The 24622-nt window shown below is 50.5% G+C and carries 20 protein-coding genes, 1 tRNA gene and 2 pseudogenes; 13 read left to right on the top strand and 10 right to left on the bottom strand.

Features of this window, described 5'->3' with window-relative positions; genetic code table 11:
* Positions 1-299: 299 nt before the first annotated feature.
* Positions 300-437 (bottom strand): annotated as a pseudogene (locus tag MCB1EB_RS08590) (ISNCY family transposase); the annotation flags it as partial.
* 314 nt (positions 438-751) lie between these two features.
* On the opposite strand from MCB1EB_RS08590, the gene MCB1EB_RS12100 reads away from it, so the two are divergent.
* From MCB1EB_RS12100 to MCB1EB_RS08580, 3 genes are all read left to right on the top strand, one after another.
* The gene (locus MCB1EB_RS12100) at positions 752-1099 is read left to right on the top strand and encodes a hypothetical protein (RefSeq protein WP_161566174.1); all 348 of its coding nucleotides are present in this window, start codon (positions 752-754) and stop codon (positions 1097-1099) included.
* A 351-nt stretch (positions 1100-1450) separates the two neighbouring features.
* Entirely contained in the window at positions 1451-1630 is a 180-nt protein-coding gene (locus tag MCB1EB_RS08585) for a hypothetical protein (protein ID WP_026921234.1), read from the top strand.
* A 10-nt stretch (positions 1631-1640) separates the two neighbouring features.
* Positions 1641-2546: a LysR family transcriptional regulator gene (locus MCB1EB_RS08580; protein ID WP_045365162.1), complete on the top strand. Its 906-nt coding sequence runs from the start codon at positions 1641-1643 to the stop codon at positions 2544-2546.
* Positions 2547-2583: 37 nt separating this feature from the next.
* Here MCB1EB_RS08580 and xth read toward each other — a convergent pair whose 3' ends face one another.
* From xth to MCB1EB_RS08550, 6 genes are all read right to left on the bottom strand, one after another.
* Positions 2584-3363, bottom strand: coding sequence for an exodeoxyribonuclease III (gene xth / locus MCB1EB_RS08575; RefSeq protein ID WP_045365165.1), 780 nt, complete (start codon positions 3361-3363; stop codon positions 2584-2586).
* Positions 3364-3419: 56 nt separating this feature from the next.
* Positions 3420-4097: a glycine zipper 2TM domain-containing protein gene (locus MCB1EB_RS08570; RefSeq protein WP_045365168.1), complete on the bottom strand. Its 678-nt coding sequence runs from the start codon at positions 4095-4097 to the stop codon at positions 3420-3422.
* 141 nt (positions 4098-4238) lie between these two features.
* Positions 4239-5747 carry a lysine--tRNA ligase gene (gene lysS, locus MCB1EB_RS08565; RefSeq protein ID WP_045365171.1) on the bottom strand — a complete coding sequence of 503 codons (1509 nt, stop codon included), beginning with the start codon at positions 5745-5747 and terminating at the stop codon, positions 4239-4241.
* Positions 5748-5767: 20 nt separating this feature from the next.
* A protein-coding gene (prfB, locus tag MCB1EB_RS08560; protein ID WP_174232250.1) for a peptide chain release factor 2 occupies positions 5768-6872 on the bottom strand; the annotation gives its coding sequence in 2 pieces (ribosomal slippage) (positions 5768-6799 and positions 6801-6872; 1104 coding nt in all).
* A 137-nt stretch (positions 6873-7009) separates the two neighbouring features.
* Positions 7010-8701, bottom strand: a complete 1692-nt coding sequence (recJ, locus tag MCB1EB_RS08555; RefSeq protein ID WP_045365174.1) for a single-stranded-DNA-specific exonuclease RecJ — start codon at positions 8699-8701, stop codon at positions 7010-7012.
* Entirely contained in the window at positions 8698-9879 is a 1182-nt protein-coding gene (locus MCB1EB_RS08550; RefSeq protein ID WP_045366411.1) for a hypothetical protein, read from the bottom strand. Before MCB1EB_RS08550 ends, recJ begins: the two co-directional genes overlap by 4 nt.
* Before the next feature lie 72 nt (positions 9880-9951).
* Between MCB1EB_RS08550 and MCB1EB_RS08545 the strand changes: the two genes are divergently transcribed.
* A complete protein-coding gene (locus MCB1EB_RS08545) occupies positions 9952-11205 on the top strand; it encodes a lipoprotein-releasing ABC transporter permease subunit (protein WP_045365177.1) in 1254 nt (417 codons plus the stop codon).
* A complete protein-coding gene (gene lolD / locus MCB1EB_RS08540) occupies positions 11198-11917 on the top strand; it encodes a lipoprotein-releasing ABC transporter ATP-binding protein LolD (RefSeq protein ID WP_026921225.1) in 720 nt (239 codons plus the stop codon). Before MCB1EB_RS08545 ends, lolD begins: the two co-directional genes overlap by 8 nt.
* Positions 11918-11934: 17 nt before the next feature.
* Here the strand turns inward: lolD and MCB1EB_RS08535 are convergent, their stop codons facing one another.
* Entirely contained in the window at positions 11935-12312 is a 378-nt protein-coding gene (locus tag MCB1EB_RS08535; RefSeq protein ID WP_052394035.1) for a CCDC90 family protein, read from the bottom strand.
* A gap of 212 nt (positions 12313-12524) precedes the next feature.
* Between MCB1EB_RS08535 and MCB1EB_RS08530 the strand changes: the two genes are divergently transcribed.
* From MCB1EB_RS08530 to MCB1EB_RS08495, 8 genes and pseudogenes are all read left to right on the top strand, one after another.
* Positions 12525-15041: a DNA internalization-related competence protein ComEC/Rec2 gene (locus MCB1EB_RS08530; RefSeq protein ID WP_045365180.1), complete on the top strand. Its 2517-nt coding sequence runs from the start codon at positions 12525-12527 to the stop codon at positions 15039-15041.
* A gap of 214 nt (positions 15042-15255) precedes the next feature.
* Positions 15256-16932, top strand: a complete 1677-nt coding sequence (gene pyrG, locus MCB1EB_RS08525; protein WP_026921223.1) for a CTP synthase — start codon at positions 15256-15258, stop codon at positions 16930-16932.
* On the top strand, positions 16929-17783 hold the full coding sequence (gene kdsA / locus MCB1EB_RS08520; RefSeq protein ID WP_045365183.1) for a 3-deoxy-8-phosphooctulonate synthase: 855 nt from the start codon (positions 16929-16931) through the stop codon (positions 17781-17783). The genes pyrG and kdsA overlap by 4 nt, the downstream gene beginning before the upstream one ends.
* A 47-nt stretch (positions 17784-17830) precedes the next feature.
* Positions 17831-19126 (top strand): phosphopyruvate hydratase, encoded by a 1296-nt coding sequence (eno, locus tag MCB1EB_RS08515; RefSeq protein ID WP_045365186.1) that lies wholly within the window; start codon positions 17831-17833, stop codon positions 19124-19126.
* Between the two features lie 108 nt (positions 19127-19234).
* Positions 19235-19540, top strand: a pseudogene (ftsB, locus tag MCB1EB_RS08510) (cell division protein FtsB); the annotation flags it as partial.
* A gap of 102 nt (positions 19541-19642) precedes the next feature.
* A complete protein-coding gene (locus MCB1EB_RS08505) occupies positions 19643-22078 on the top strand; it encodes a penicillin-binding protein 1A (RefSeq protein WP_081953574.1) in 2436 nt (811 codons plus the stop codon).
* A gap of 153 nt (positions 22079-22231) precedes the next feature.
* Positions 22232-23014 (top strand): GNAT family N-acetyltransferase, encoded by a 783-nt coding sequence (locus MCB1EB_RS08500; protein ID WP_313790305.1) that lies wholly within the window; start codon positions 22232-22234, stop codon positions 23012-23014.
* 138 nt (positions 23015-23152) lie between these two features.
* Positions 23153-23228, top strand: a tRNA-His gene (locus MCB1EB_RS08495).
* 66 nt (positions 23229-23294) lie between these two features.
* Here MCB1EB_RS08495 and MCB1EB_RS08490 read toward each other — a convergent pair.
* Positions 23295-24422 (bottom strand): site-specific integrase, encoded by a 1128-nt coding sequence (locus tag MCB1EB_RS08490; protein ID WP_045365193.1) that lies wholly within the window; start codon positions 24420-24422, stop codon positions 23295-23297.
* The gene (locus MCB1EB_RS08485) at positions 24385-24615 is read right to left on the bottom strand and encodes a DUF4224 domain-containing protein (protein WP_045365196.1); all 231 of its coding nucleotides are present in this window, start codon (positions 24613-24615) and stop codon (positions 24385-24387) included. The genes MCB1EB_RS08490 and MCB1EB_RS08485 overlap by 38 nt, the downstream gene beginning before the upstream one ends.
* Between the last annotated feature and the right edge of the window lie 7 nt (positions 24616-24622).

Genomic DNA, 24622 nt, shown 5'->3' with positions numbered 1-24622 from the left:
CTCAATCCAATTTACTAAATCAATATTGACCCCGAAATCACCGTAGAACACGTGGCGCGCAGGCTCGGGGTGTCGGGTTTATCCACCTGGGATCGCTATCTACCCGCTGTGCGCCAAATGGCGCAAGGGGTGAAAGGATAATCATATAGCTATTTTCCAGTTAAGGAAACGTTGATTTAATGGAGAATTTCCGCAGGCATGAAAATTGCTACTGAAAAATACAGAATCAATGAAATGGTGTGCAATTTTTGAGCTTAAACAAGCCATTTTTGTCTGAATTTCCCGTTTAACCCGCAGCTACGTTCTATTTGTTGACGACTCAAGTCAAGCCATTCTGCTGCTTTCCACGGCATTAATAAACCATCTACCACAGCCTGAATCACTTTAAGTCGATCTACTTCCTGCATCTTCATGGTAATCGTATCTGGTGCAGCCATACCTCGCTCCTATATCAAGGAGCTCGAGCATGACATGCGACATCTGAACTTTGGTGCGACCTGAAAAGTCGTTTGAATTTCTGTCTTACAGGAGAAATATAACCAGATAAGACCGATTGCTCCATCAATCGTTCCCTAGTCGGACATGCGGGGCTGGCAACGGTCCGGTGTGAAGCTCCGATGACAATGTAACCGCCGAGTAATCGGTAAGCCGAGCCGCGAGGCAAAGCCGAATCTGCTAGCACTAAAGCGGAGAGGGGCTAGGGATGTGCGAATACGATCAACACACGTGAATCTCTGTAATTGTCGTTAAAATGAACAGGCCAAAGGTGCTGGGCCTGAACCAAAATGGTACGCGGTTAGGTTTGGTCGCTCAAAGTTCGGCCAACATGGACAAACAACCGCCGGCAAAGAAGAGGGATCCGACTCGCACTGAAATTCAAGCGGAACAGGATAAGCCCGTAACGCTGCCAGAAATGGTAGGCAAACCGCGAGGAATGCTGTTGGCGCTGCGGGTACAGGAAGGAGCAAAAAGCGAAGGCCGCCTTGTAATGAGGGGGATAAAGAGTGAAACATTCTCTTGCGCGAAAGCGAGCAGACTTGCTCTTGGTCAGAGTGGGCAAGAAATCTTGGCAAACCGTTATACGCGGGAAAGCAGATGAGGCAGACCGTTTAGGTTTGTTGTGCGCTTGCGCGCCCAGGTGAATTAAGAAACCAGGTCAACTGGTTCGATTTTACCAGAAGGGCGAAATGGCTCCAGGCGTATATTGCTCAGGCAGCCAGTTTGTTAGACTGCCCGGTGCCTTAGCCAGCGCTGGACTCTTGGCTTGAGCCGTGTGCGAGGTGACTCGCCTGCACGGTTCTTAGGAGAGGGAGGGTTAGTAATAGCCCTTCCTTATCCGACCTCTTACGCGACGGCATGATTTTTATTATCTTATGCCAAATAAATCTAGAATTTCTCTGTGAGCTTATCGTACTTAGGAAAGTATCCCTAAGTTAACCTTAAAAAGGTTATGATTAAAGCTACTTTTGTGGCGGGAAGGTTTTGCATAAATGGTGAGCGCAAAGACGAGTTATTTGATATAGAAAAAGCAAGGGCTTTGTTAACAGAAGCAGGCCAGTCTAAAGGTTTTTTCAATGTTTCTTGGAGTTTTGTTGGCGCAACGCTGTTTACGGGCGTTAGCGTGAAATAAAGGCAAATTAATGAACGAGATTAACCAACGGCGCATGCAGTATTTTTACGAAGTGCTTACCCAAGGCTCTATCCGTGAAGCAGCAGAAACTTTGAATACCGCCCCTTCAGTGGTGACTCGGCAAATTCGATTGTTGGAAAAAGAACTGGCCGTGACGTTATTTGAGCGTCACCCACGTGGTTTGCAGCCGAATGAAGCTTCTGAAATTGTGCTTGAATATTGCCGGAGCTGCCACTCGCACCAAAAGCGTTTAGAAACCTATCTGCAGGAAATGCGTGAGCTACAGCGTGGTTATATCCGCCTTGCAGTGAATCAAGGGTACATTGGGCCGCTGATGGATGACGTACTGAATGACTTTTGTCGACAGTATCCTCGCTTAAAGATTCATGTCGAGACGGTATTGACCAATGAAGCGGTGACCCAGGTGATGCAAGATATTGCGCATATTGGCTTGGCGCATAATCCGCCAGATGTTCCTGAACTGCGTTCCTGTGCTCGAGCGAAACGGTTAGTGCGTTTGGTGGTAGGCAAAAATCATGTGTTGGCTCGTCAGCATAAGGTTACGGTAGCGGATGTCTTGCGCTATCCACTAGCGCTTTTTTCCTCTTCTGCAGGGTTGTCGCAAATACTTCAAGCATTAGAGGAGTCGGAGAAAATAAGATTAACCCCCACTTTGACGACTAATTCAATTACTGTGCTGGAACGGTTTGTGAATGCCGGCAAGGGGGTGGCATTTATGGTGACGAGTCTAAAACCAGAAGTTGAAGAAGTTCATGGCTTGGTTCCTTTGGAGGTCGAAAATCTTATCCTGAGCAATACGGAGAGCCGTTTATTTGTTAGGCGAGGCCGGCCCCTTTCTGCTGCGGTGAATCAACTGGTAAGGCAGATCATCACTCAGTTATCGCTGTTTAAATAAAATTTTGGCTTGGGCGCTGCAGCCCCACTGCTAATAGTCAATCTCTGATTTCAGCAATGACTGGGGCATGGTCAGAGGGCTGGAGCCAGCCACGCGGGGTTTTATCAATGATGCAGCGCTCGCAAGCCGCAGTCAGTGGGGGCGATAACAGGATATGATCAATTCTAAGTCCGGCATTGCGACGAAACGAAAGCATGCGGTAATCCCACCAACTATAAGATTTTTCAGCCTGCTCGAAGCAGCGGAAGGCGTCGGTAAGACCTAGTGAACAAAGTTTGGCAAATGCCGCTCGCTCAACGGGAGAAACGAGATTTTGCCCTTCCCAGGCTAATGGATCGTGTACATCGCACTCGGCTGGGGCAATATTATAATCTCCGAGTAAGGCTAACCGGTCGTACGTGGCCAATTCGGTCGCCAACCAATCGCTGAGTGCGTCCATCCATTTGAGTTTATAAGCGAATTTGTCGGTTCCTGGCGCTTGACCGTTCGGAAAATAGGCGCAAATGATCCGGATGCCGTCCAGTGTAACTGCAAGCAGCCGTTGCTGCGGATCCTCAAAGCCTGGAATATTGCGTTGAATGCTAGCTTCATTAAATGGCATGCTGTCCCGCGCGAGGATGGCTACCCCATTATAGGTTTTTTGGCCTAAATAGAAACTGTGATAGCCGATGGCTTTTAACTGTGCATAAGGGAATTTTTCATTTGGCAGCTTGAGCTCTTGCAAACAAAGCACATCGACTGGATTAGCGCTAAGCCAGTCGATAACATGCGGTAGGCGGACGTTGAGTGAATTAATGTTCCAGCTTGCGAGTTTCATCCCATTAGTATAACTTGCCCAGATTGAAACGGTTGACTAGATTAAGCGTTTAGGGCTTAGGTGATGCGTGAAAGCGAGCCGTGCAGGACGCGCACTCGATTACCAGGTTGATAAGGAGGCGCATAGTGATAAGTAAAGGTCCGCCGGTAGCCGTTTTCCATGCGCACTCTGACTTTGTAGATGGCTTGGGTGTTGATATTGCGCTCGACTGAATTACCGGCGAGCCCGCCACCTAAAGCGCCAAGAAGCGTCATTGCAGTGCGGCCGCCGCCACTGCCAAATTGATTGCCGACGACGCCGCCTGCGATGGCGCCGCCTAGTGCACCAACACCGGAGCTATGGCCAGGCAGTTGCACGACTCGTACCGATTCAACTACGCCGCACAATATGCATGACGCGGTGGATTGTGATTGACCTACTGCGGGCTGAGCGGGATTGAGTTGCTTAGGTTGTAAGGCAAGCTCGGCAGGCTGGATGGGGCCGTCGGTTTGCCCGTTGTGCAGGAGTTGTGCATCAGTTGCGACCGGCGCAGGCATGATCTGCGCTAAATTATTTGGCGCGCTTGAATTCGGTAGCGCTTGGTCGGGCTTGGTTTTACTGAATGCGGTTGGCAAGACGCCCGTAACGGTGGCGACCACGATTAAGCATGTGATCAGTACGGCCGCCGTGGCTAGCGTAACCAGTGGGTGCAGTTGAGTAGAATGGTGGGTTGCAGGCGCGCTTGAATTTTTCATGCTGGATCCCGTTGACAGACGTTTCATTTGCTATGAAACGTAGTGTCGGTGATCCGCGCGCTGACAGTTGTTTAAATTTGTAAGGAATTGTTGAATACGTATGAAATTAAGAAGGTGCACATAGACAATCGCCTAATCGTGTTACGCTGAATCTTCGCGCCGTAGATGCGGGAACAAAATCACATCGCGAATACTTGCATTATCAGTTAATAACATAACCAGCCGATCGATGCCAATACCGCAACCACCAGTAGGGGGCATCCCATATTCAAGTGCGCGAATATAATCGGCATCATAGTACATGGCTTCTGCGTCCCCCGCATTTTTCTGTTCGACCTGTTTTTTAAAGCGCATGGCTTGGTCCTGCGGGTCATTCAATTCAGAAAAGCCATTGGCAATTTCACGGCCAGCAATAAAGAGCTCGAAGCGCTCGGTAAGGCCGGGTTGGGTATCTGATGCGCGCGCTAGCGGTGAGACTTCAAGCGGATAATCAATAATATAAGTCGGCTGCCATAGCTTGGCTTCAGTCGTTTCTTCAAATAATGCGAGCTGTAGCGCGCCAATGCCGGCATTGAGAAATTTGGCATCGTGAATATTCACGCCGAGCTTTTCAAGCTCGTTGATCAAAAACTGTTTATCGTCTAAAGGTGCGTCACGGTAGACACTATTATAGTGTGTGATCGCTTGCGTGATGCTTAAGCGCTGAAAGGGCGCAGTCAGGTTGAGCGGTTGGCCTTGATAGTGAATCTGGGCAGCGCCTAACGCGTCAATCGCCGCTTGTTGAATCAGTTTTTCAGTGAACTCCATCAGCCATTGATAATCAGTATAGGCGGCATAGAATTCCATCATCGTAAATTCAGGGTTATGTCGCGGCGAGACGCCTTCATTCCGAAAATTACGGTTGATCTCAAAGACGCGTTTAAAGCCGCCCACAATCAGCCGTTTTAAATAAAGCTCGGGTGCAATCCGCAAAAACATTTGCATATCGAGCGCATTATGATGCGTCGAGAAAGGCTGGGCGGCTGCTCCGCCCGGGATCGGGTGCAGCATGGGCGTTTCAACTTCCAGAAAATCCGCGGCTTCCATCTGGCGGCGGATAGATGAAATCGCGTTCGTGCGTGCTATAAAGGTTTTGCGGGTGCTTGGCGTAACGATTAAATCAACATAACGTTGCCGATAGCGCATCTCCTGATCAGCGAGCCCATGGAATTTGTCGGGTAGCGGGCGTAAGGCTTTCGCCAATAACCGTAGGTTGGTGCAGCGTATTGACAGCTCCCCTTTATTGGTGCGAAAGAGTAAACCACGCGCTGCGATAATATCGCCGAGATCCCATTTTTTAAACGCTTCGTAGGCTTCGGCTCCGGCTTCGGCGGGAGTAATAAAAAATTGAATTTGCGCCGCACCATCTTGAATCGTAGCGAAGCTGGCTTTACCCATAATACGCTTGAGCATCATGCGTCCGGCAAGGGTCACTTCGAGCGCCTGCGCTGCGAGCGTTTCTTTGTCAGCCTCCGCATATTGGGCGTGGAGCTCGCTGGCTTGATGGCTGGGCCGAAAATCGTTTGGATAGGCGCAACCTTGCGCGCGTAATGCGTTTAACTTTTCTTGCCGCTCATGAATACTGGTCGGCATTGGGGTGGCATCAGTCATAATGTGTTTTTAGCTAGTGTTTATACACCTTGTTTTAGGCTGGCGCCGATCAAGTCGTCAAGATCGCCGTCTAATACTGCGCGCGTATTGCTGATTTCGACGCCAGTGCGTAAATCTTTAATACGGCTTTGATCCAGTACATAAGAGCGGATTTGATGGCCCCAGCCCACATCGGTTTTGTTGGATTCAAGTTTGTCTTGTTCGGCTTGCCGCTTGCGCAGTTCAGCCTCATATAAACGCGCCTTGAGCATGGACATCGCTTCAGCGCGATTACGGTGCTGCGAGCGGTCACTTTGGCATTGCACAACGATCCCGCTTGGCATATGGGTGAGACGCACGGCAGAATCTGTTTTGTTAATATGCTGTCCGCCTGCGCCCGAGGCGCGGAACGTGTCAACGCGTAAATCAGCCGGATTAACGTCTACTTCGATTGAATCATCGACTTCTGGATAGACAAATACAGAAGCAAATGATGTGTGCCGTCCACCGGATGAATCAAATGGAGATTTACGCACGAGCCGGTGCACACCGGTTTCGGTCCGTAAATAGCCATATGCATATTCGCCTTCGACCTTAATCGTTGCGCTTTTAAGGCCTGCCACCTCACCCGCGGATTCTTCTAGCAAGCTGGTTTTAAAACCTTTGCGTTCGCAGTAGCGGAGGTATTGTCGCAAGAGCATAGAAGCCCAATCACACGCTTCGGTTCCGCCTGCGCCTGATTGAATATCCACGAAGCAATGATTAGGGTCGGCCGGGTGATTGAACATGCGGCGAAACTCAATATCCGCAACCTGGACGGCTAACGTCTCGACGTCTACTTCAACGGCTGAAAGCGTGTCTTCATCTGCTTCTTCGCGCGCCAGCTCGAAAAGATCTTGGGTATTGCGTAAGTCATCATCCAAAGAAGCCAGCATCGTGACGACCCCTTCGAGCTGCTTTTTTTCTTTGCCAAGAGCTTGTGTGCGCTTTGTGTCGCTCCAGACAGCAGGGTCTTCAAGCTCTTGATTGAGGGTGCTTAAGCGAATTTTTTTGGCATCGTAGTCAAAGAAACCCCCGAAGCTCTTCAGCACGAGTGCATAAGCTGGTGAGGGTGGCGTTGATGGAGTTTAGGCGTTCTGCTTCCATATAAGCGTATTCTTTGCTGAAAAAAAAGAATTATAACGGATTGGCGAGGATGACGCCCTGTAAGCTACGGTTCATGCGGGTCTATGATTGAATCAATTAGGGCCGTAGCGTGCGACCGTTACCGCCCAAAAGTTTAATCAAGTTGCATGCTCGACCACCAATTGCAGACGCGCAACGCCATTCCAGGTATCGCGCACGAGTCGATATGCAATCAGGGCGCGGGCCGGCAATGGCTCGGTGCGGTTGAACCAAATGGCTTGATAACGATGTCTGCCGCGTATTAATTGGAGTTTTAGATGCCGCTCTTTAACTAATGCTTGTGAGGCAATCTCAAATTCAGTGGAAAAAATCGGTGCTGGAAAACCTTGTCCCCAAACTAAATTGTCGAGTAATTCGACAAATTGCGGGGTGAAATAAGCTTCTTCAAGATCGCCATCGGTTTCTAACACGCGGGTTAGCGCGTTAGGACCCAGCCATTCTCGGCCAATTGCTTCAAAAGCTTGCTTAAAGTGCGGCACATCGACGGTGCGTAGGGTCAATCCGGCCGCCATTGCATGGCCGCCAAATTGAATTAATAAACCTGTATGCCGCTTTGAGATCAGGTCGAGCGCATCACGTAAATGAAAGCCTGGAATCGAGCGTCCAGAGCCTTTCACCCGCTCGCCGCCGTCATCCGCCAGCGCAAAGGTTATCGTGGGCCGGAAAAAACGTTCTTTGAGCCGTCCTGCAACAATCCCGATGACTCCTTGGTGCCAACTTGGATTGAAGAGGGTCAGGGTGGCGCAATCCGCTGGATCAACCTCGTTTAGCTCAGCAAACGCTGTTTGTTGCATCTCGGCTTCGATTTCTCGCCGCTCGCGGTTGATGGCATCAAGTTGCTGCACTAGCGCCCAAGCACGCCCAATATCATCCGTCAGCAAGCATTCAATGCCAAGCGTCATATCCGCCAATCGGCCGGCGGCATTCAGGCGGGGGCCAAGCGCAAAACCAAGATCAAAACCTGATGCGCATTTCGCATCGCGGCCAGCGACGCGAAAGAGGGCTGCGATACCAGCTTGCATCCGGCCAGAGCGGATGCGCGCGAGTCCTTGGGCCACCAAGATTCGGTTATTGGCATCGAGTTTAACCACATCAGCCACAGTGCCGAGCGCGACTAAATCAAGCAAGCTATCTAAGCGGGGTTCTGGACGATTGCTAAAGGCGCCGCGCTTACGAAGTTCGGCGCGTAAGGCAAGCAAAACATAGAACATCACCCCTACTCCAGCGAGGTGTTTGCTAGCAAATGTGCAGCCTGGTTGATTCGGGTTAACAATCGCGCGCGCCGCCGGCAAGGTTGCACCAGGCAGATGGTGATCTGTGATCAGCACATCTAGGCCAAGCGCTGTAGCGGCAGCCACCCCATCGACGCTGGCGATGCCATTATCAACTGTAATCAGGAGCTTGGGCTCTCGCTGCGCGGCAAGCGCAACGATATCCGGGGTTAGGCCATAGCCGTAAGTAAAGCGATTGGGGACTAAATAATCGATCTGTGCGCCAAACAAGCGTAGACCCCGTACGGCAAGGGCGCAAGCGGTTGCGCCATCGCAATCATAATCTGCGATGACAATCATTTTGCCACCCGTTTGCAGGGTGTCGGCAAGCAAAGTGGCGGCGGTATTCATGCCTTTGAGTTGATCTGGCGCGATGAGGCGCGCCAAGTGAGTTTCAACCTCATCGGTGTGACAGATGCCGCGCGCGGCATAGAGGCGGGCCAGCACAGGATGTAATCCGCTACGAATTAAAACTTCGGTCTGGGCGGGCGTAGGTAAGCGCGGAATAATTTGAGTCATGCTTCAAGCAGAGAGACAGTTGAGCGGCGGCGCCAGAATTTGCGCAGATCAGCGCGCGTGGCGGTTAACGTAATTGAGGAAATTTCGCCACATAGAGTTAAAGTCAGGGTGCGCAAGGTTCCGTTTTGCAGCGCAGCAAGCGCGGGTGCAAACCAATTTTGCTCAAGAGCTGAGAGCGCGGCAGCCCAGTCAGGCCAATCTTGCTGCAAAAATGGCGCACTTAGAGTATCGAGCTCAACCAGTATTTTGGCTGCAGCTGCGCGCGTAGTGGGTGCAGTGGTAAAGGGCTTGAGCAAGTTAAAATGAGCAGGCGGAAAGCCGATTTGATGCGGCGCGCTTAATCCGGCGGCAAGTGCGAGGCCGCGTGCCGCCGGCGTCTTCGCTAAAATGCTGGTAAACGGACGGGTGACGGACCGTTTTTCGCCTTGCGCATGGAGCCAGATCGAATTTGCCGTATAAGCGCCGCGTGTTTCGCGTGCCTGATTGATCGGATGTTCAAACCAAGCCATTTGGACTTCATTTTGCACCTTTAACCAGGTGCGCGAAGGGGCGTCTGTCCGCGTTTCGCGCGGCAGCCAGATTTCAATATTACGCCCCGCGGCGCGTAGGGGAGAAGCGCCTGAGATTCCGTGCAATGAGGGCGCTGAGAGATACCAACGTAATGGGGTGGGCGCAACCAGCGTGATGCCTAGCGAAGTAATCAGGGGTTGAGCCGTTTTAAGAAGCGCGGCGGCCTCCTCCGCAGCAAGCACTAGATGCGTTGGATCAATAAGGATGAGGTGATCATGCGCGATTTGCAGATGCACCGGTTCTACGCACGCCCAAACGGTTGACTCGTCTGGCTGAACGATAGTATTGGGAGGGTTATCATCAAGCGCCGCCGCTGCGGTATGCGCGACTGTCTCAGCCTGAGCTTGTGCTTGATCGGCTAGCAGCATATAGGGCGCGAGCGGCGCTTCATCAACGGAAGTTGATCCAATCACATTAAAGCGCTGCGCTAGCCAACGCTCATGCGGTAAGGTCCGCTGAAAATCTGCGCCGAGCGATTTTTCTGTTAAGGTTGCACGGGCGAGGAATTTAGCTAGTGCACCTTGTTCTAAAGCGGGTAACGTATAGTTGGCGGCGCGCTGGGCCGGTAGCGAAAACGGCAATAGAAGGTGCAGCTCAGGAGATTGCATAGTCATAGCAATCGCATTGTATGGCAAACTCCACCCTCATTTAATATAGATTTTTGATTTTGGTAGCTTAACTTGAAACTTCCTTACGAATGGCAGATCGGCTGGCGCTATACGCGCGCGGGTAAAAGGACCACCGGCAATGGCTTTATTTCCTTTATTGCGCTGATGTCGATGACGGGTATTGCGCTGGGCGTAGCGGCGCTGATTATCGTGCTCTCAGTCATGAACGGTTTTCAGAAGGAAGTGCGTGATCGAATGCTGTCAGTGCTTGCCCATGTTGAAGTTTTCGCACCTAACGGAGGGCTGACTGATTGGCGGCAAACCGCGCATGAAGCATTGCGCAACCCAGCCGTGCTGGCGGCTGCGCCTTACGTCGAAGCGCAGGGATTATTGACTCGCCAAGGTGCGATGAGAGGCGTTGTACTGCGTGGGGTAGAGCCATCCCTTGAACAACAAGTATCGGGCCTAGGCGCAGAGATGAGGGCGGGGCGGTTAGCTGATCTAAAGCCGGGTGATTTTGGTATTGTATTAGGCGCCCAACTATCGCAACAGCTTGGGGTCGAAGTGGGCGACAAGCTGATTTTGCTTGTGCCGCAAGGCTCACTGACGCCGCTTGGCATGCTGCCACGGTTTAAGCAATTTACAGTAGCCGGTATTTTTGAGTCGGGACATTACGAATTTGATAGTGCCTTAGCATTAATCAATATCGCTGATGCCCAGACGCTTTTCAGTTTGGCCGGCCCCACCGGCGTGCGACTCCGTATACAAGATATGCAGCGCGCACCAGAGATTGCGCTTGAGCTGACCCGTTCGTTGTCAGGGAATCTTTATATTCGGGACTGGACTCGACAGAATCAGACGTGGTTTGCGGCGGTGCAAATTGAAAAACGCATGATGTTCATTATTTTGACGCTGATTATTGCAGTCGCTACCTTTAATTTAGTTTCCTCATTGGTTATGACGGTGACGAACAAGCAGGCCGATATAGCGATTTTACGCACGCTAGGCGCGCAACCTGCCTCGATTATGAAAATCTTTATGGTGCAAGGCATGACTATTGGTTTGTTCGGCACTCTGTTGGGGGTGGCGTTAGGCTGTTTAATTGCGGTCAATATTCCGACTATTGTGCCGTTTATTGAGCATATATTGGGCATCCGCTTTCTACCCCCTAGTATTTATTTTATTAGCGAGTTGCCATCAGATCTTAAGCTGTTAGACGTGGCCAAAATTGGTGCCATCTCTTGTTTATTATCTGTGCTGGCAACGCTATACCCCAGTTGGCAGGCTGCCCGCGTGCAGCCTGCGGAGGCTTTACGTTATGAGTAAACTCAGCCCGCCGCTCAATCCGGCCGCAGAAATTGTATTGCAAGCGAGTGGAATTACAAAAACTTTTGTCCAGGCTAACACACACCTGGAAGTTCTACAGAATGTGCAGCTAGCGGTGCAGCGCGGAGAAAAGCTCGCCATTGTCGGCGCATCGGGTTGCGGCAAGAGCACTTTATTGCATATCTTAGGCGGGCTGGATGCCGCGGATAAAGGGGAGGTGTCCCTGTTGGGTAAAGCATTTAGTGCGCTGAATGATCGAGAACGAACCACGTTACGTAACCAAGCATTAGGTTTTATCTATCAATTTCATCATTTGCTGCCTGAATTTAGCGCACTGGATAATGTTGCCATGCCGCTTTTGATCCGTCGTCTTACCCTAACAAAGGCGCGTGAGATTGCTGCTCAAATGCTAGCGCGAGTGGGCTTGATGGCGCGCGCCAAGCATCGTCCAGGCGAGCTGTCAGGCGGAGAGCGGCAACGAGTGGCGGTAGCGCGCGCATTGGTCAATGATCCTGCTTGTGTGCTAGCGGATGAACCCACTGGCAATCTTGATGCCAGCACGGCCAAGACAGTATTTGAGTTGTTGATTGAATTATCACAAACCTTAAATACAAGCTTTGTGATTGTCACGCATGACGCCGAGCTTGCTATGCGTTGTGATCGGATCTTGCGGCTAAAAGAAGGGGCCTTACTCGAGACGAAAGTTGTTTGATGGTTTTTTCTGAATAACTATAGAAAAGTTGAAACGAGGGCTTTTATAAAAATGCCCAATGCCCCTAAGCCGGCAATCAAAATACCGCCAATAATGGAGCTTATTTTAATCACTAAATGTAGCTGAAGGTTTTCTAATTTAGCATAGACCGCCGTAAACTGCGTGTTCATATCTTTACGTAGATCGCTTATTTCATGGCGCAGTTCGATCGAAAGCTTTTCTAAGTCTGCGCGAATGCTTGTTTCAAACAAACTGAAATCTTTTTTAGTGACGAATTCCGCTATTTTATACGAATCATGCACTGCAGTAGAAATGGCTTTGGCTTGCTTTTCATCGATGCCTGTTTCTGTAAGAGTTTCAACAAATAATAGCGCATCAAACGAGATAGCACTCATTACATTTAACCTTGTGAAAGTTTAAATTTAAACCAAATAATAGCATGAATTAAAAATTTTTCTGAACCCAATTTTTAATTCATTACAACATAAAATAGCTAAATACAGACGGTAAGTTTTATAGACCTAATAGCCAATTTTAGAGGTACGTTAGGCTAGGCTGACGCCATTTGTTCATAATTAAAGCAACGAGAAACTCAATATGAGCCAATATGGTAAGAGTTGCGTTAGTTTGCTTTGCAGCGGGGACTTGGGCATTACAGCAAAGTGCTGAACTTCCTTCGCTCTGTGGCGGCCTAGGCTTAGGAGTTGCATCGCTTAGCCTTTGCGCCCTGGTCCCCCGCGTTTTGCATCATATACAGTGGCCGTGGGGCAGAGTTCTATGGTTCATGTGTGCGGCTTTTTTGGCAGGGTATAGCTGGGCCGCCTGGCGCGCACAGCTTCGCTTAGCCTATACCTTGCCGCTTGAATTCGAGCGGCGCGATATTCAAGCGACGGGCATCATCGCCAGCGTGCCACTATCTGATGCACGTCGTACGCGTTTTGTCTTCAAAATTGAGCAGAGCGATCCCGCTGTGCCTTGTATGCCGCGTTTGGTCCAACTTAGTTGGTACGCGCAAAGAGGGCTGCCGCCTGTACGCATACATCCAGGTGAACGTTGGACGTTCACGGTGCGGTTAGTGCGCCCACATGGCAGTGCTAATTATCACGCGGCTGATTTTGAGGCATCTATGCTTGAACGTAATCTGCGGGCAACGGGTTATGTGCGTGACCGCCCCACGCCACCGCGTATGGTGGGGCATGCGAACGGTATTCTGATTACGCTTGAAGGTTGGCGCGATAGACAACATAAGCGTATCAATGAAGTGTTAGGTAATGCACCGCATACAGGAATCGTGAGTGCACTGGCGATTGGACTGCAAATGGGCATCTCGCCAGAGGATAGGCGGCGCTTTACGCGCACTGGCACAAATCATCTGGTGGCAATCTCGGGTTTGCATATTTCCCTGGTCGCCGGTTTTGCAGCGGCGCTAGCGGGTTGGTTATGGCGGCGCTCTTGCTGGATCAGCAAGGATTGGCCATTAAGGCTGGCGGCGCCGCGAGTTGCTGCCGTGGCCGGTGCTGGCGCTGGCTTGCTCTATGCTGGCCTGGCTGGATTTGGCATCCCCGCACAACGAGCATTGCTGATGCTCTTGATCGTGGCGCTGTCTTTTTTAAGTGCGCGTCGAGTTGCAGCCTCGGCAGTCTTGGCTTGGGCCTTGGCGGTGGTGGTTGCACTTGATCCTTGGGCGCTGATGTCAGCAGGTTGCTGGCTCTCGTTTGGTGCGGTGGCGGTGATTTTATTGGCGGCTAGCGCCAGTCGTGTCACTCAATCTAAGTCTATCGATCAAGTAACTAAAGTCAAAGCTGGGGGGCAGTTGTTTGTCTCCGGCATTTATAGCTGGCTAGCCTTTCGATGGTGCCGGATGTTATCAGGATTCAAGGCAGCGGCTCGAATTCAGGGAGCCGTCAGCCTTGGTCTGATCCCGTTGACGGCTCTGTGGTTTTCTCAAGTACCGTTGTTAAGCCCGTTAGCTAACGCCTTTGCGATTCCGTGGGTGAGCTTTTTAGTCACGCCTCTTGTACTGATAGGGATGGTGGTGCCAGCTCCGCTCGATGCTCTGGCGTTGCAAGCAGCGCATGCATGCTTGGTGGTGTTGGCTGCGCTGCTGGATGTGATTGCTGCTCCATCGTGGGCGCTGTATTCATTACGCACGCCAGATGCGTTGGCACTGGCATTGGCTGCGTTTGGCATTAGCTGGAGTTTGCTGCTACCTGGTTGGCCCTTGCGTGGTGCGGCGCCAATTTTGTTTTTGCCACTGGCTTTGCCACCTTCATCCGCTCCCGCAGAAGGTGAATTTCGTATGACGGTGCTAGATGTAGGGCAAGGAGCCGCAGCTTTGATTGAAACCGCGCATCATCGCCTGCTGTTTGATACCGGACCGCGTTACGACGTGACTTCTGACGCAGGGCAGCGAATTATTATGCCGTTTCTTCGTGCGCGGGGCATTAAACAACTCGAGGCGCTGGTGATTAGTCATGCAGATATGGATCATGCAGGCGGTGCGAGGACTGTGTTGACAGAGTTGCCAGTCGTTCGCATGCGGGCCTCGCTAGCGCCTAAGCATCCGTTATGGAGTCAGGCGCGCGCGCAGCAAGTTAGGGACCTTGCCGCATGTCGCACAGGCGAAAGTTGGGTGTGGGACGGCGTGACTTTTACCATGCTATGGCCGGATGAACAGTCTAGGCGCGGGGCCACCTTAAAAGCCTTTCAAAAAAGTCGGGGACGTGAGGCGCGCAATCAAGTAAGTTGTGTATTACACGTGAGTAACGCGCATCATGCCGCATTGCTGCCAGGCGATATTGAGGCGCGCGAAGAGCGTGCTTTGTTGGCGCAGCAACCGGCGGCATTAAGCGCAACTATATTGTTGGCGCCCCATCACGGCAGTCGAACCTCATCAACGGCGAATTTTTTGGCGGCCGTTGCGCCGCGCGATGTGGTTTTTCAAGTGGGTTACCGTAATCGCTTTAAGCACCCTAATGCAGGGGTAGTGGCTCGTTATCAAGCGCATGGCATTACCTTACATCGGAGTGATCAGGATGGCGCGGTGCAGTTTCAAAGCATCGGCGCTAAAATTTTTGTTGAACGCTATCGCACTGCGCACCGACGTTATTGGATGGGACACTGATGGCATGAGCAAAGTTAAGCCAAACTAAGGCCCGCTTATTTGGAGCACTGGTTGGGACAAAATTAGAGTGCTCTAAAGAGGCCAAAACTGAAGATTTGGCAAGGGCGCATAAACACATACGCAGATACACACATAAGCGTATAAGTGTGTAAGAGCATAAACACATAAGTGCTTGCACACGGTATAATTCGGCTTTCCTGCGAGCAATTTAGCAATGACTCAATACGTGTTTGTGACCGGCGGTGTCGTCTCTTCTCTTGGCAAAGGCATTGCCGCTGCTTCATTGGCCGCGATTCTTGAATCGCGTGGCCTTAAAGTAACCCTGCTTAAACTTGATCCGTATATCAATGTCGATCCTGGCACCATGAGCCCATTCCAGCACGGTGAGGTGTTCGTGACGGAAGATGGCGCAGAGACGGATCTTGATCTCGGCCATTATGAGCGTTTTATTAGCACTAAGATGCGCAAGGCGAACAACTTTACGACTGGGCAAATTTATGAATCAGTCATTCGTAAAGAGCGTCGTGGCGAATATCTTGGTAAAACCGTGCAAGTGATTCCGCATATCACGAACGAAATTCAGGCTTTTATAGAGCGTGGTGCGCAAGCGGCAACGTGTGGCAAACCTGATGTTGCGATAGTTGAAATCGGCGGTACGGTAGGCGATATTGAATCCCTTCCTTTTCTTGAGGCAGCTCGGCAAATGAGTTTGCGCTTGGGTCGTCGCCAAGCTTGCTTTGTGCATTTGACATTGGTTCCTTATCTAGAGGCTGCGGGTGAACTGAAAACCAAGCCCACTCAACATAGCGTACAAAAGCTGCGAGAAATTGGCATTTTGCCGCACGCCTTGCTGTGCCGCGCCCAAAGCCCGATTCCGGCTGATGAGCGCGCTAAAATTTCGCTCTTTACGAATGTGCCGCAAGAGGCTGTCATTTCAGTCTGGAATGTCGATAATATTTATAAAATTCCACAGATGCTGCATAACCAGGGCCTCGATGAAATTATCTGTAATGAACTCGGGTTAACGCCTGCGCCAGCTAATTTATCGGTATGGGCTAAGCTGGTTGAGGCTCTTGAGCATCCCCAGCAGCGTGTGGTGATTGGGATGGTGGGTAAATATGTTGAGTTGACTGAATCTTATAAATCGTTAATCGAGGCGCTGAAGCACGCAGCCATTCACACTTCGACCAAAGTCAGCATCGAGTATATTGATTCAGAGCTGATCGAAAGAGAGGGGCCACATAGTCTTCAGCATTTAGATGCAATTTTAGTGCCAGGTGGTTTTGGTGCACGAGGTACGGCAGGCAAAATCGCTGCGATTCAATACGCGCGCGAAGCCAAGGTTCCTTATTTGGGTATTTGCCTAGGGATGCAACTCGCGGTGATTGAATTCGCCCGTCATGTGGCCGGACTGAATCAGGCAAATAGCACTGAGTTTGAGCCGGCAACGCCATATCCGGTAGTTGCGCTGATTACTGAATGGCAAGAGAGCGATGGTCGGATTGAAAAGCGCAGCGCGAACTCAGACTTGGGGGGAACCATGCGTTTAGGCGCTCAGCGCTGTCCCATCAGACCAGCTACGCGCGCTGAAGCAATCTATGGCGCTTATGTTAACGAGCGTCATCGTCATCGTTATGAGGTCAACAATCATTTCGTGCCAATGCTTGAAACGCAGGGAATGTTAATCAGCGCCCGCACGCCGACTGAAAATCTACCTGAGATGATGGAATTGCGCAGCGATTTACACCCCTGGTTTGTGGGGGTGCAGTTCCACCCTGAATTTACTTCGACCCCGCGCGATGGGCACCCGCTTTTTAAAGCCTTTGTGACAGCGGCGCTGAATTATCAGTGCAGCCGTAGCGAGACTGCACCCGCAGGGAGCCTTGCATGAAGCTTGGCAATCTCGAAGTTGGCCTTAACCAGCCATTTTTTTTGATTGCGGGTACCTGTGTTATCGAATCTGAGCAGCTCACGCTAGATACGGCTGGCACGCTCAAAGAAATCTGTGCTGAGTTAGGTATTCCGTTCATTTATAAAGGCTCATTTGATAAGGCCAACCGCAGCTCAGGCGAGTCATTCCGTGGCTTGGGCATAGATGCAGGACTGCATATTCTGGCAGAAGTAAAGCGGCAGATTGGCGTGCCGGTGCTTACGGATGTGCACACCAAGGATGAAGTGCCGTTGGCAGCTGAAGTCGTCGATGTCTTGCAAACCCCAGCTTTTTTATGCCGCCAAACGGATTTTATTCAAGCTTGCGCGCGTTCCGGCAAGCCAGTAAATATTAAAAAGGGTCAGTTCCTTGCTCCGCATGATATGAAGCACGTTATCGACAAAGCACGTAGCGCCGCGCGCGAGGCAGGGCTTGATGAAGATCGGTTTATGGCGTGCGAACGGGGCGTGTCATTTGGTTACAACAATCTTGTTTCCGATATGCGAGCGCTAGCGATTATGCGCGAGACGGGTGCGCCGGTCGTATTTGACGCCACCCATTCAGTGCAATTACCCGGTGGGCAGGGCACGTCTTCAGGCGGCGAGCGTCAGTTTATTCCAGTGCTGGCTCGGGCAGCAGTGGCAACGGGCATTGCTGGGCTTTTCATGGAAACCCATCCAGAGCCGTCTAAGGCAAAATCAGATGGCCCGAATGCGGTGCCGCTTAAACGCATGCGCGCGTTGCTTGAAACCCTTAGCACATTAGATGCGGCGGTCAAGCGAACGCCATGGCTTGAGCAAGATTTTAATTAAATCAGTGCTCTCTAATCTAACAACTTAACGACTTTTTTGAGGACAATATGAGTGCCATCGTTGACATTATCGGCCGCGAAATACTCGATTCCCGGGGTAACCCTACGGTCGAATGCGATGTATTGCTCGAATCCGGCACCATGGGCCGGGCGGCTGTGCCATCAGGCGCTTCAACCGGCTCACGCGAGGCGATTGAGCTGCGCGATGGCGTTGACGGGGATCAGCCGAGTCGCTACCTAGGTAAAGGGGTGCTCAAAGCGGTCGAACATATTAATACTGAAATTTGTGAAGCCGTGATCGGTCTTGATGCTTGTGAGCAGGCGTTTTTGGATAAAATCTTACTCGAGCTCGACGGCACTGACAACAAAGGGCGGCTTGGCGCTAATGCATTGCTAGCGGTATCCATGGCGGTGGCGAAAGCCGCGGCTGAAGAAGCCGGTTTACCGCTATATCGCTATTTTGGCGGCTCAGCAGCGATGCAAATGCCGGTGCCGATGATGAATATTGTCAACGGTGGCGCGCATGCGAATAACCGCTTGGATATTCAAGAATTTATGATTGTGCCGATAAGCCAGCCGAGTTTCCGCGAGGCTTTGCGTTGCGGCGCTGAAGTGTTTCATGCGCTCAAAAATATTTTGGTAAAGCGCGGAATGAGCACAGCCGTTGGCGATGAAGGCGGTTTTGCGCCGGATTTTGCGAGCAACGAGGAATGCTTGTCGACAATATTGCAAGCAATAGAAGCGGCAGGCTATCGGGTGGGCGAAGATGTTTTACTGGCGCTTGATTGCGCCGCGACCGAATTTTATCGAGAAGGGCGTTATCAACTTGCTGGAGAGGGGCTGCAACTGCACGCGCATGAGTTTACTGATTACCTAAGCGCGTTGGCTGATAAATTCCCGATTGTCTCCATCGAAGACGGCATGGCTGAAAACGACTGGGATGGTTGGCGGTTATTGACCGATAAATTGGGCAAAAAAATCCAATTGGTTGGTGATGATTTGTTCGTCACCAACACGCGTATTTTGAAACAAGGCATTGACAGTGGCATTGCCAACTCAATTTTGATCAAAATTAATCAAATCGGCACGCTAACGGAGACTTTTGCCGCGATTGAAATGGCGAAACGCGCTGCTTATACTGCCGTGGTCTCGCACCGCTCGGGCGAGACGGAAGATGTGACGATTGCCGACATTGCGGTAGGTCTCAATGTAGGGCAAATCAAAACAGGATCGCTGTCACGTAGCGACCGAATTGCAAAATATAATCAACTACTGCGAATTGAAGAAGATTTAGGCGAGATCGCCAGCTATGCTGGTCGCGCCGCATTCTATAATCTGCGGTAATGGGTCACTGTAAAGCGCTGGTTTTTTGTAGCGCTTATTTGCCTAGACGACCGCAACTGTCTAGTGCGTAAGCGCGAAATTGAAGTGCCCTAGCTTTTTTGTTATACGATGCGGCTTGTCACAATTGTTTTAACCATTCTCTTGGTCCTCATCCAGTATCCATTGTGGTGGGGACGGGGTGGTTGGTTGCGCGTGCATGAACTTAAACAGCAGCTTGCACGTCAGCAACACAAGAATGCGGAGCTAAAATTGCGTAATGAGCAATTAGTGGGAGAAGTACGCGATCTGCAGAACGGTGAGGCAGCCATTGAGGAGCGCGCCCGCTATCAACTGAACATGGTTAAAAAAGGAGAAATTTTTGTCAGGGTAGTGTCTGATCCGCCGCCTCGTGTCGAAACTGGAGGAAGCGCAGCTAAGCCTAAACCGAACCGTAAATAGCTGTATTCCGCTCAGCCGGCAAGAAAGCGAGCTAGGCACAATGCAAAGACGAAATTTCTTTTATAGGCGATACGCTCGATGCAACCCAACCATACCCCTTCCCCTGAGCCCACGCGCGCTAAGCGCCATCCTTTACTAGATAAACGCAGGCTATTGGCGTGGCTTGGCGGCGCCGTGGCAGTTTTCTTGTCATTAAGCGTGCTCTTCGCTATTTATCTGTTGGTTGTGGTGATCCCTAGGCTTCCCCCACTTGATGCTCTGACCGATTACCAGCCTAAAGCTCCGTTGCGGGTCTACACTGCCGATCATGTTCTGATTGGCGAGTTTGGCATTGAACGGCGCCAAGCAGTGGACTTAGACGAAATCCCACAGACCATGAAAAATGCGGTGTTAGCGATTGAAGACGCTCGTTTCTATGAGCATGGCGGGGTTGATTTCATTGGCATGATGCGGGCGCTGCTGGCCGATATATTGCACACTGACGCAGTTCAGGGGGCGAGTACGATTACCATGCAAGTTGCGCGTAATTTCTTTTTAAGCAACGAAAAAAGCTGGGGGCGTAAACTCGTTGAAGTGCTATTGGCCTATCGAATTGAAGCAACTCTGAATAAAAATCAAATTCTTGAAGCCTATATGAATCAGATTTATCTGGGACAACGGGCATATGGGTTTGCTGCCGCCGCCAATGTATATTTTGGTAAAGAGCTTAAAGATATTACCCTGGCGCAAGCGGCTATGCTGGCGGGCCTGCCTAAAGCGCCGTCCGCCAATAATCCAATTGTTAATCCAAAGCGCGCAAAAATCAGACAAGCGCACATTCTAAAGCGTATGCGTGATTTGCATTATATTGACGCGACTCAATACGAAACGGCTTTACGCGAAGAATTACAACTTAAGAGTGCGAGCAATCAATTTAGCATGCATGCCGAACATGCCGCCGAAATGGTCCGTCAGTATATGTATGAACAATATCAAGACGAAATTTACACCCAGGGTTTTAACGTAGTCACGACGCTTCGATCAGTCGATCAAATGGCGGCTTATCGAGCCATGCGCAAAGGGATTATGGATTATGAGCAACGCCATGGCTATCGCGGACCCGAAGCCTATATTAAGTTACCGGCCAAAGCAGAAGCTCGTGAGCAAGCCATTGTTGAAGCCTTGCAGAAAGAGCCAGACGAAGAATTGATAAGAGCGGTGGTGCTATCAGCGCAGCCGAAGAAAGTACAAGCTGAATTATTAAACGGCGATTTGATCACGCTTGAGGGCGATGATTTACGTTTTGCATCACTCGCGTTAAGTACGGGTACGCCAGAGGCTAAGCGAATTAAAGCAGGCGCTATTATCCGGGTGATACGTAAGAAAAACGGCCGTTGGGCGATTACACAAATGCCACAAGTGGAAGGCGCATTAGTATCGCTGACCCCTCAAAATGGCGCAATACGCGCGTTAGTAGGGGGCTTTGATTTTGGCAGAAATAAATTTAATCGCGTTACGCAAGCCTGGCGCCAACCTGGCTCTAGCTTTAAGCCATTCATTTACTCTGCCGCATTGGATAAAAAAATAGGGCCGGCCACGATTATCAACGACGCACCGCTTTATTTTCCATCTGGTCCTGGAAGAGACGCATGGGAGCCCAAGGACGATGATCAGCCCGAAGGCCTAATGACTTTACGCACCGCTCTTGAAAAATCGAAAAATCTAGTCTCGATCCGTATTTTGAATTATATTGGCTTGCAATATGCGCGGGATTTCATTACCAGCAAATTTGGTTTTGAAGAAAGTAAACTTCCTCCGTATTTGCCCTTGGCCCTTGGCGCAGGGTCGGCCACACCTCTACAAATGGCAAGCGCTTACGCAGTATTCGCCAATGGCGGCTACCGCGTGGTACCCCATCTGATTACCAAAATAACCACTGCAAACGGCGAAGAACTGCCAAGTCCCCCGCCCTTAATCGCCGGCCAAGACGCCCCGCGAGTGTTGGAAGAACGTAATGCTTGGATGATGACCCAACTGCTGCAATCTGTTGCGCAAAATGGTACAGGGGCCGGGACAAATGTCTTAAAACGCGCCGACTTAGCGGGCAAAACGGGGACGACTAACCAGGCGCGGGATGGCTGGTTTACCGGTTTTCAGCACAATTTGGTTGCGGTCGTCTGGATCGGATATGATCAACCCAAAAGCTTGGGTACCCGTGAATATGGCGCGCGGCTGGCTTTGCCAATTTGGGTCGACTATATGGGCCGTGCTTTGCGCAATGAACCCCAATATCAGGCGCCCATGCCAGCTAGCATCGTCTTATTCGACGGCGAGTTCTACTATAATAACGTGACCCCAGGCGTGGGTTTCGTTAAAAAGATTGAGCTTGATCTTGAGCATATCAACGTATCCGAGCTTCCGACTGAGGTCGAGGCAAGCGAAGGGGGCGAGCCTTCTGCTGAAGATAGGCCTCCCGCGTTGCCAGCCGCGGCCGATTCAATTGAGCGCAACCAGATCCTTGACTTATTTAAATAGCCACCGCCATGATTTTAGATACGTTGTCAGCTTGCAACAATTCCATTAAGGGGGAACTGGAGGCATGATATCTAGCTGCTTTATAGTATCGAGTGGTGACCAAGGAATTGGCGAGAGTGAGATACTAATTACATGGAACAAAGGCTAAATCGAGTGCAATGGTCGAGCTCTGATACGCCATTCTGTGTGGGTGATAAGCACGCAAAACCATTGTTGGTGAATTGGGCGCGCGATGAGGCTGAGGTGCGCGCTGCGCAACGTTTGCGCTACACGGTATTTGCCGAAGAACTGGGCGCTCGCATTGGGGGCGCGCCTGGCCTGGATAACGACGAATTCGATGCGCACTGTGATCATTTACTTGTGCGCGATCCGCAAACATTTGAAATAGTAGGCACTTACCGCGTTTTACCGCCACATCGGGCTATGCGCCTTGGACGTTTATATGCACAAGGCGAATTTAATATTGAGCAATTAGCGCCTTTACGCCATAAAATGGTTGAAGTAGGTCGCTCGTGCGTGCATCGTGATTACCGCCGCGGCATGGTCATTATGTCGCTATGGACAGGTTTGGCTGAATATATGTTGCGCCACGGCTATGAAACTATGCTGGGTTGTGCGAGTGTTTCCGTAGCTGATGGTGGGCATTTTGCGGCTAATCTATACCGGGCCTTAGAAGCTGAATCGATGACTACTGCGCAATTTCGCGCCTTTCCGCGTGTCGCTTTGCCCATCGACTCTTTGCAAACAGGGGCAAGCGTTACATTGCCACCTCTGATCAAAGGCTATTTACGCCTTGGCGCAAAAATTTGCGGCGCACCGGCATTTGATCCGGCTTTTAACACGGCTGACTTTCTTACACTATTCAATCTCTCGGAAATTAATCCCCGTTACGCCAGGCACTTTTTAGTTGCTGAACAACGTAGTGAGTGTTTTTAGAAAGCGCCAGTGGACGATTGAAGTTGAAGTGTAATGCATAAGATTGCTAAATAGTACTAGCGAAAGAGCCTTGGGCTTTGTATAATGCGACTCTTTCTGCAAGCTATTTCTTGGCTGGCAGATATATGTTTATCAGTGGTGGCCGTAGCTCAGTTGGTAGAGTCCTGGATTGTGATTCCAGTTGTCGCGGGTTCGAGCCCCGTCGGTCACCCCACCGCATAAGGCTTTGCGGGAAGTGCCCACCCCAATTTGTCAACGAAATTCCCGATTTGTCAATTTTCTAATTTGTAGCAGCGGCTTTTTTAACCTTCCGACGATCATAATGTTTGTGCGTGGTTGTAGGGTTTGCATGGGCCGCAAAATCATAAACATCCGCATCTCTGCGCTCTAATTTTTTAGTAATTGCCGTTGGGCGACCATCGTTTAGAGTGAAGTAAAAGGTCTCCCTAATCTGGTTTTCGGGTTGGTTTACTTTTTCTGCCTCGGTTTTAATCCAAGCTTGCATTGCATCCTGCCACACTGCGCCCCAGCCACTGCGCGTATAAGCCAGTCCCTTTTTGTTTCCGAACAGCGCTGAACCGAAAAATCGTCGGTTTTGCTGAGCACGGGCAACGACAGTGCGTAGCCGAGGGGACCACTCGCGTAATTTAAAAACAGCTTTTTCGCCCTTTTTACGTTTGGCGCTTTCAACTATCACCCCTTCCTTTTTGATTCCATTCATATCAAATGGGCGCACCTCGGCTGCCCGAAAGCCCGTTAGGTACGCGAATAAAGCCGCACATCCCATGGTTTTAAAGGGTAAATCTTGTTTGACTGCCCATAAATAAAAGCGGATAACTTGGCGGGGCGTGACAGTACGTGTTTTGGTTTCTGTTTTATTGAGGAGTAAGCCAATGAAAGGATTCGCTTCAATGACTCCCCATCGAACCGCATAGTGACAAATAGTTTGCATGGCTGCTATATCTTTATTAGCGCTGGCCGGTGCACCCGCCTTGGCGCGAGCATCCAGATATTGATAGCCGTGCACCATTTTGAGTGAGCGAGGAGCCATTTTGCCGAAGAATTTCTGTAAATTCGCGTAGCGCAGCTTACGTACATCGATACCGTGTTTGGATTGATCTCTGTAATGCACCGGGTCGATTTCACTCAGGAAGCGATCAATCAATTCAGCAATCGAACCGACAACGATTTGACCGGCTTGAATATCCAAAGCCCGACGCTTGGCTATTAATTCTGCTCTTGCCGCTGCTGAACGATCCCCGCGTGGTGCGGATGCAAGAGTTTCACCGCGTCCATCTGGATAAAGGTAAATGAACGAGGTTTTTGTAATGCCGGTACGCTTATACAGGCGAGCAATCCCTGTGGGTTCTCTACGAAGCGAAGGCTTGGAGGTTGGGAGTTTCTGCATACTTTGTTTGAAATTTTTCTTCAAAAATGCCCATTTTTTTGTTGTGATAGGCACGAGCTACTTTGGGTAACCCAAATCGATCTATTACAAATCTCCAGCGATGGTTTTCAAGCCACCTAATCATCTGGTTGCGTTGATTAGATTTACAGCCGACCAAATTGGCTAATTCGCTTGCGGATAAATAATCATTCATTACAATT

The sequence above is a fragment of the Mycoavidus cysteinexigens genome, from assembly GCF_003966915.1.
Taxonomy (GTDB): Bacteria; Pseudomonadota; Gammaproteobacteria; order Burkholderiales; family Burkholderiaceae; genus Mycoavidus; species Mycoavidus cysteinexigens.
This window is presented reverse-complemented; position numbering and strand designations above follow the sequence as displayed.

Excerpts from the sequence above, each read along its gene's own strand:
- MCB1EB_RS12100 (WP_161566174.1), top strand. The coding sequence starts at position 752 with ATGAACAGGCCAAAGGTGCTGGGCCTGAACCAAAATGGTACGCGGTTA.
- MCB1EB_RS08585 (WP_026921234.1), top strand. The coding sequence starts at position 1,451 with ATGATTAAAGCTACTTTTGTGGCGGGAAGGTTTTGCATAAATGGTGAG.
- MCB1EB_RS08580 (WP_045365162.1), top strand. The coding sequence starts at position 1,641 with ATGAACGAGATTAACCAACGGCGCATGCAGTATTTTTACGAAGTGCTT.
- xth (WP_045365165.1), bottom strand. The coding sequence starts at position 3,363 with ATGAAACTCGCAAGCTGGAACATTAATTCACTCAACGTCCGCCTACCG.
- MCB1EB_RS08570 (WP_045365168.1), bottom strand. The coding sequence starts at position 4,097 with ATGAAAAATTCAAGCGCGCCTGCAACCCACCATTCTACTCAACTGCAC.
- lysS (WP_045365171.1), bottom strand. The coding sequence starts at position 5,747 with ATGACTGATGCCACCCCAATGCCGACCAGTATTCATGAGCGGCAAGAA.
- recJ (WP_045365174.1), bottom strand. The coding sequence starts at position 8,701 with ATGACTCAAATTATTCCGCGCTTACCTACGCCCGCCCAGACCGAAGTT.
- MCB1EB_RS08550 (WP_045366411.1), bottom strand. The coding sequence starts at position 9,879 with ATGCAATCTCCTGAGCTGCACCTTCTATTGCCGTTTTCGCTACCGGCC.
- lolD (WP_026921225.1), top strand. The coding sequence starts at position 11,198 with ATGAGTAAACTCAGCCCGCCGCTCAATCCGGCCGCAGAAATTGTATTG.
- MCB1EB_RS08535 (WP_052394035.1), bottom strand. The coding sequence starts at position 12,312 with ATGAGTGCTATCTCGTTTGATGCGCTATTATTTGTTGAAACTCTTACA.
- MCB1EB_RS08530 (WP_045365180.1), top strand. The coding sequence starts at position 12,525 with ATGGTAAGAGTTGCGTTAGTTTGCTTTGCAGCGGGGACTTGGGCATTA.
- pyrG (WP_026921223.1), top strand. The coding sequence starts at position 15,256 with ATGACTCAATACGTGTTTGTGACCGGCGGTGTCGTCTCTTCTCTTGGC.
- kdsA (WP_045365183.1), top strand. The coding sequence starts at position 16,929 with ATGAAGCTTGGCAATCTCGAAGTTGGCCTTAACCAGCCATTTTTTTTG.
- eno (WP_045365186.1), top strand. The coding sequence starts at position 17,831 with ATGAGTGCCATCGTTGACATTATCGGCCGCGAAATACTCGATTCCCGG.
- MCB1EB_RS08505 (WP_081953574.1), top strand. The coding sequence starts at position 19,643 with ATGCAACCCAACCATACCCCTTCCCCTGAGCCCACGCGCGCTAAGCGC.
- MCB1EB_RS08490 (WP_045365193.1), bottom strand. The coding sequence starts at position 24,422 with ATGCAGAAACTCCCAACCTCCAAGCCTTCGCTTCGTAGAGAACCCACA.
- MCB1EB_RS08485 (WP_045365196.1), bottom strand. The coding sequence starts at position 24,615 with ATGAATGATTATTTATCCGCAAGCGAATTAGCCAATTTGGTCGGCTGT.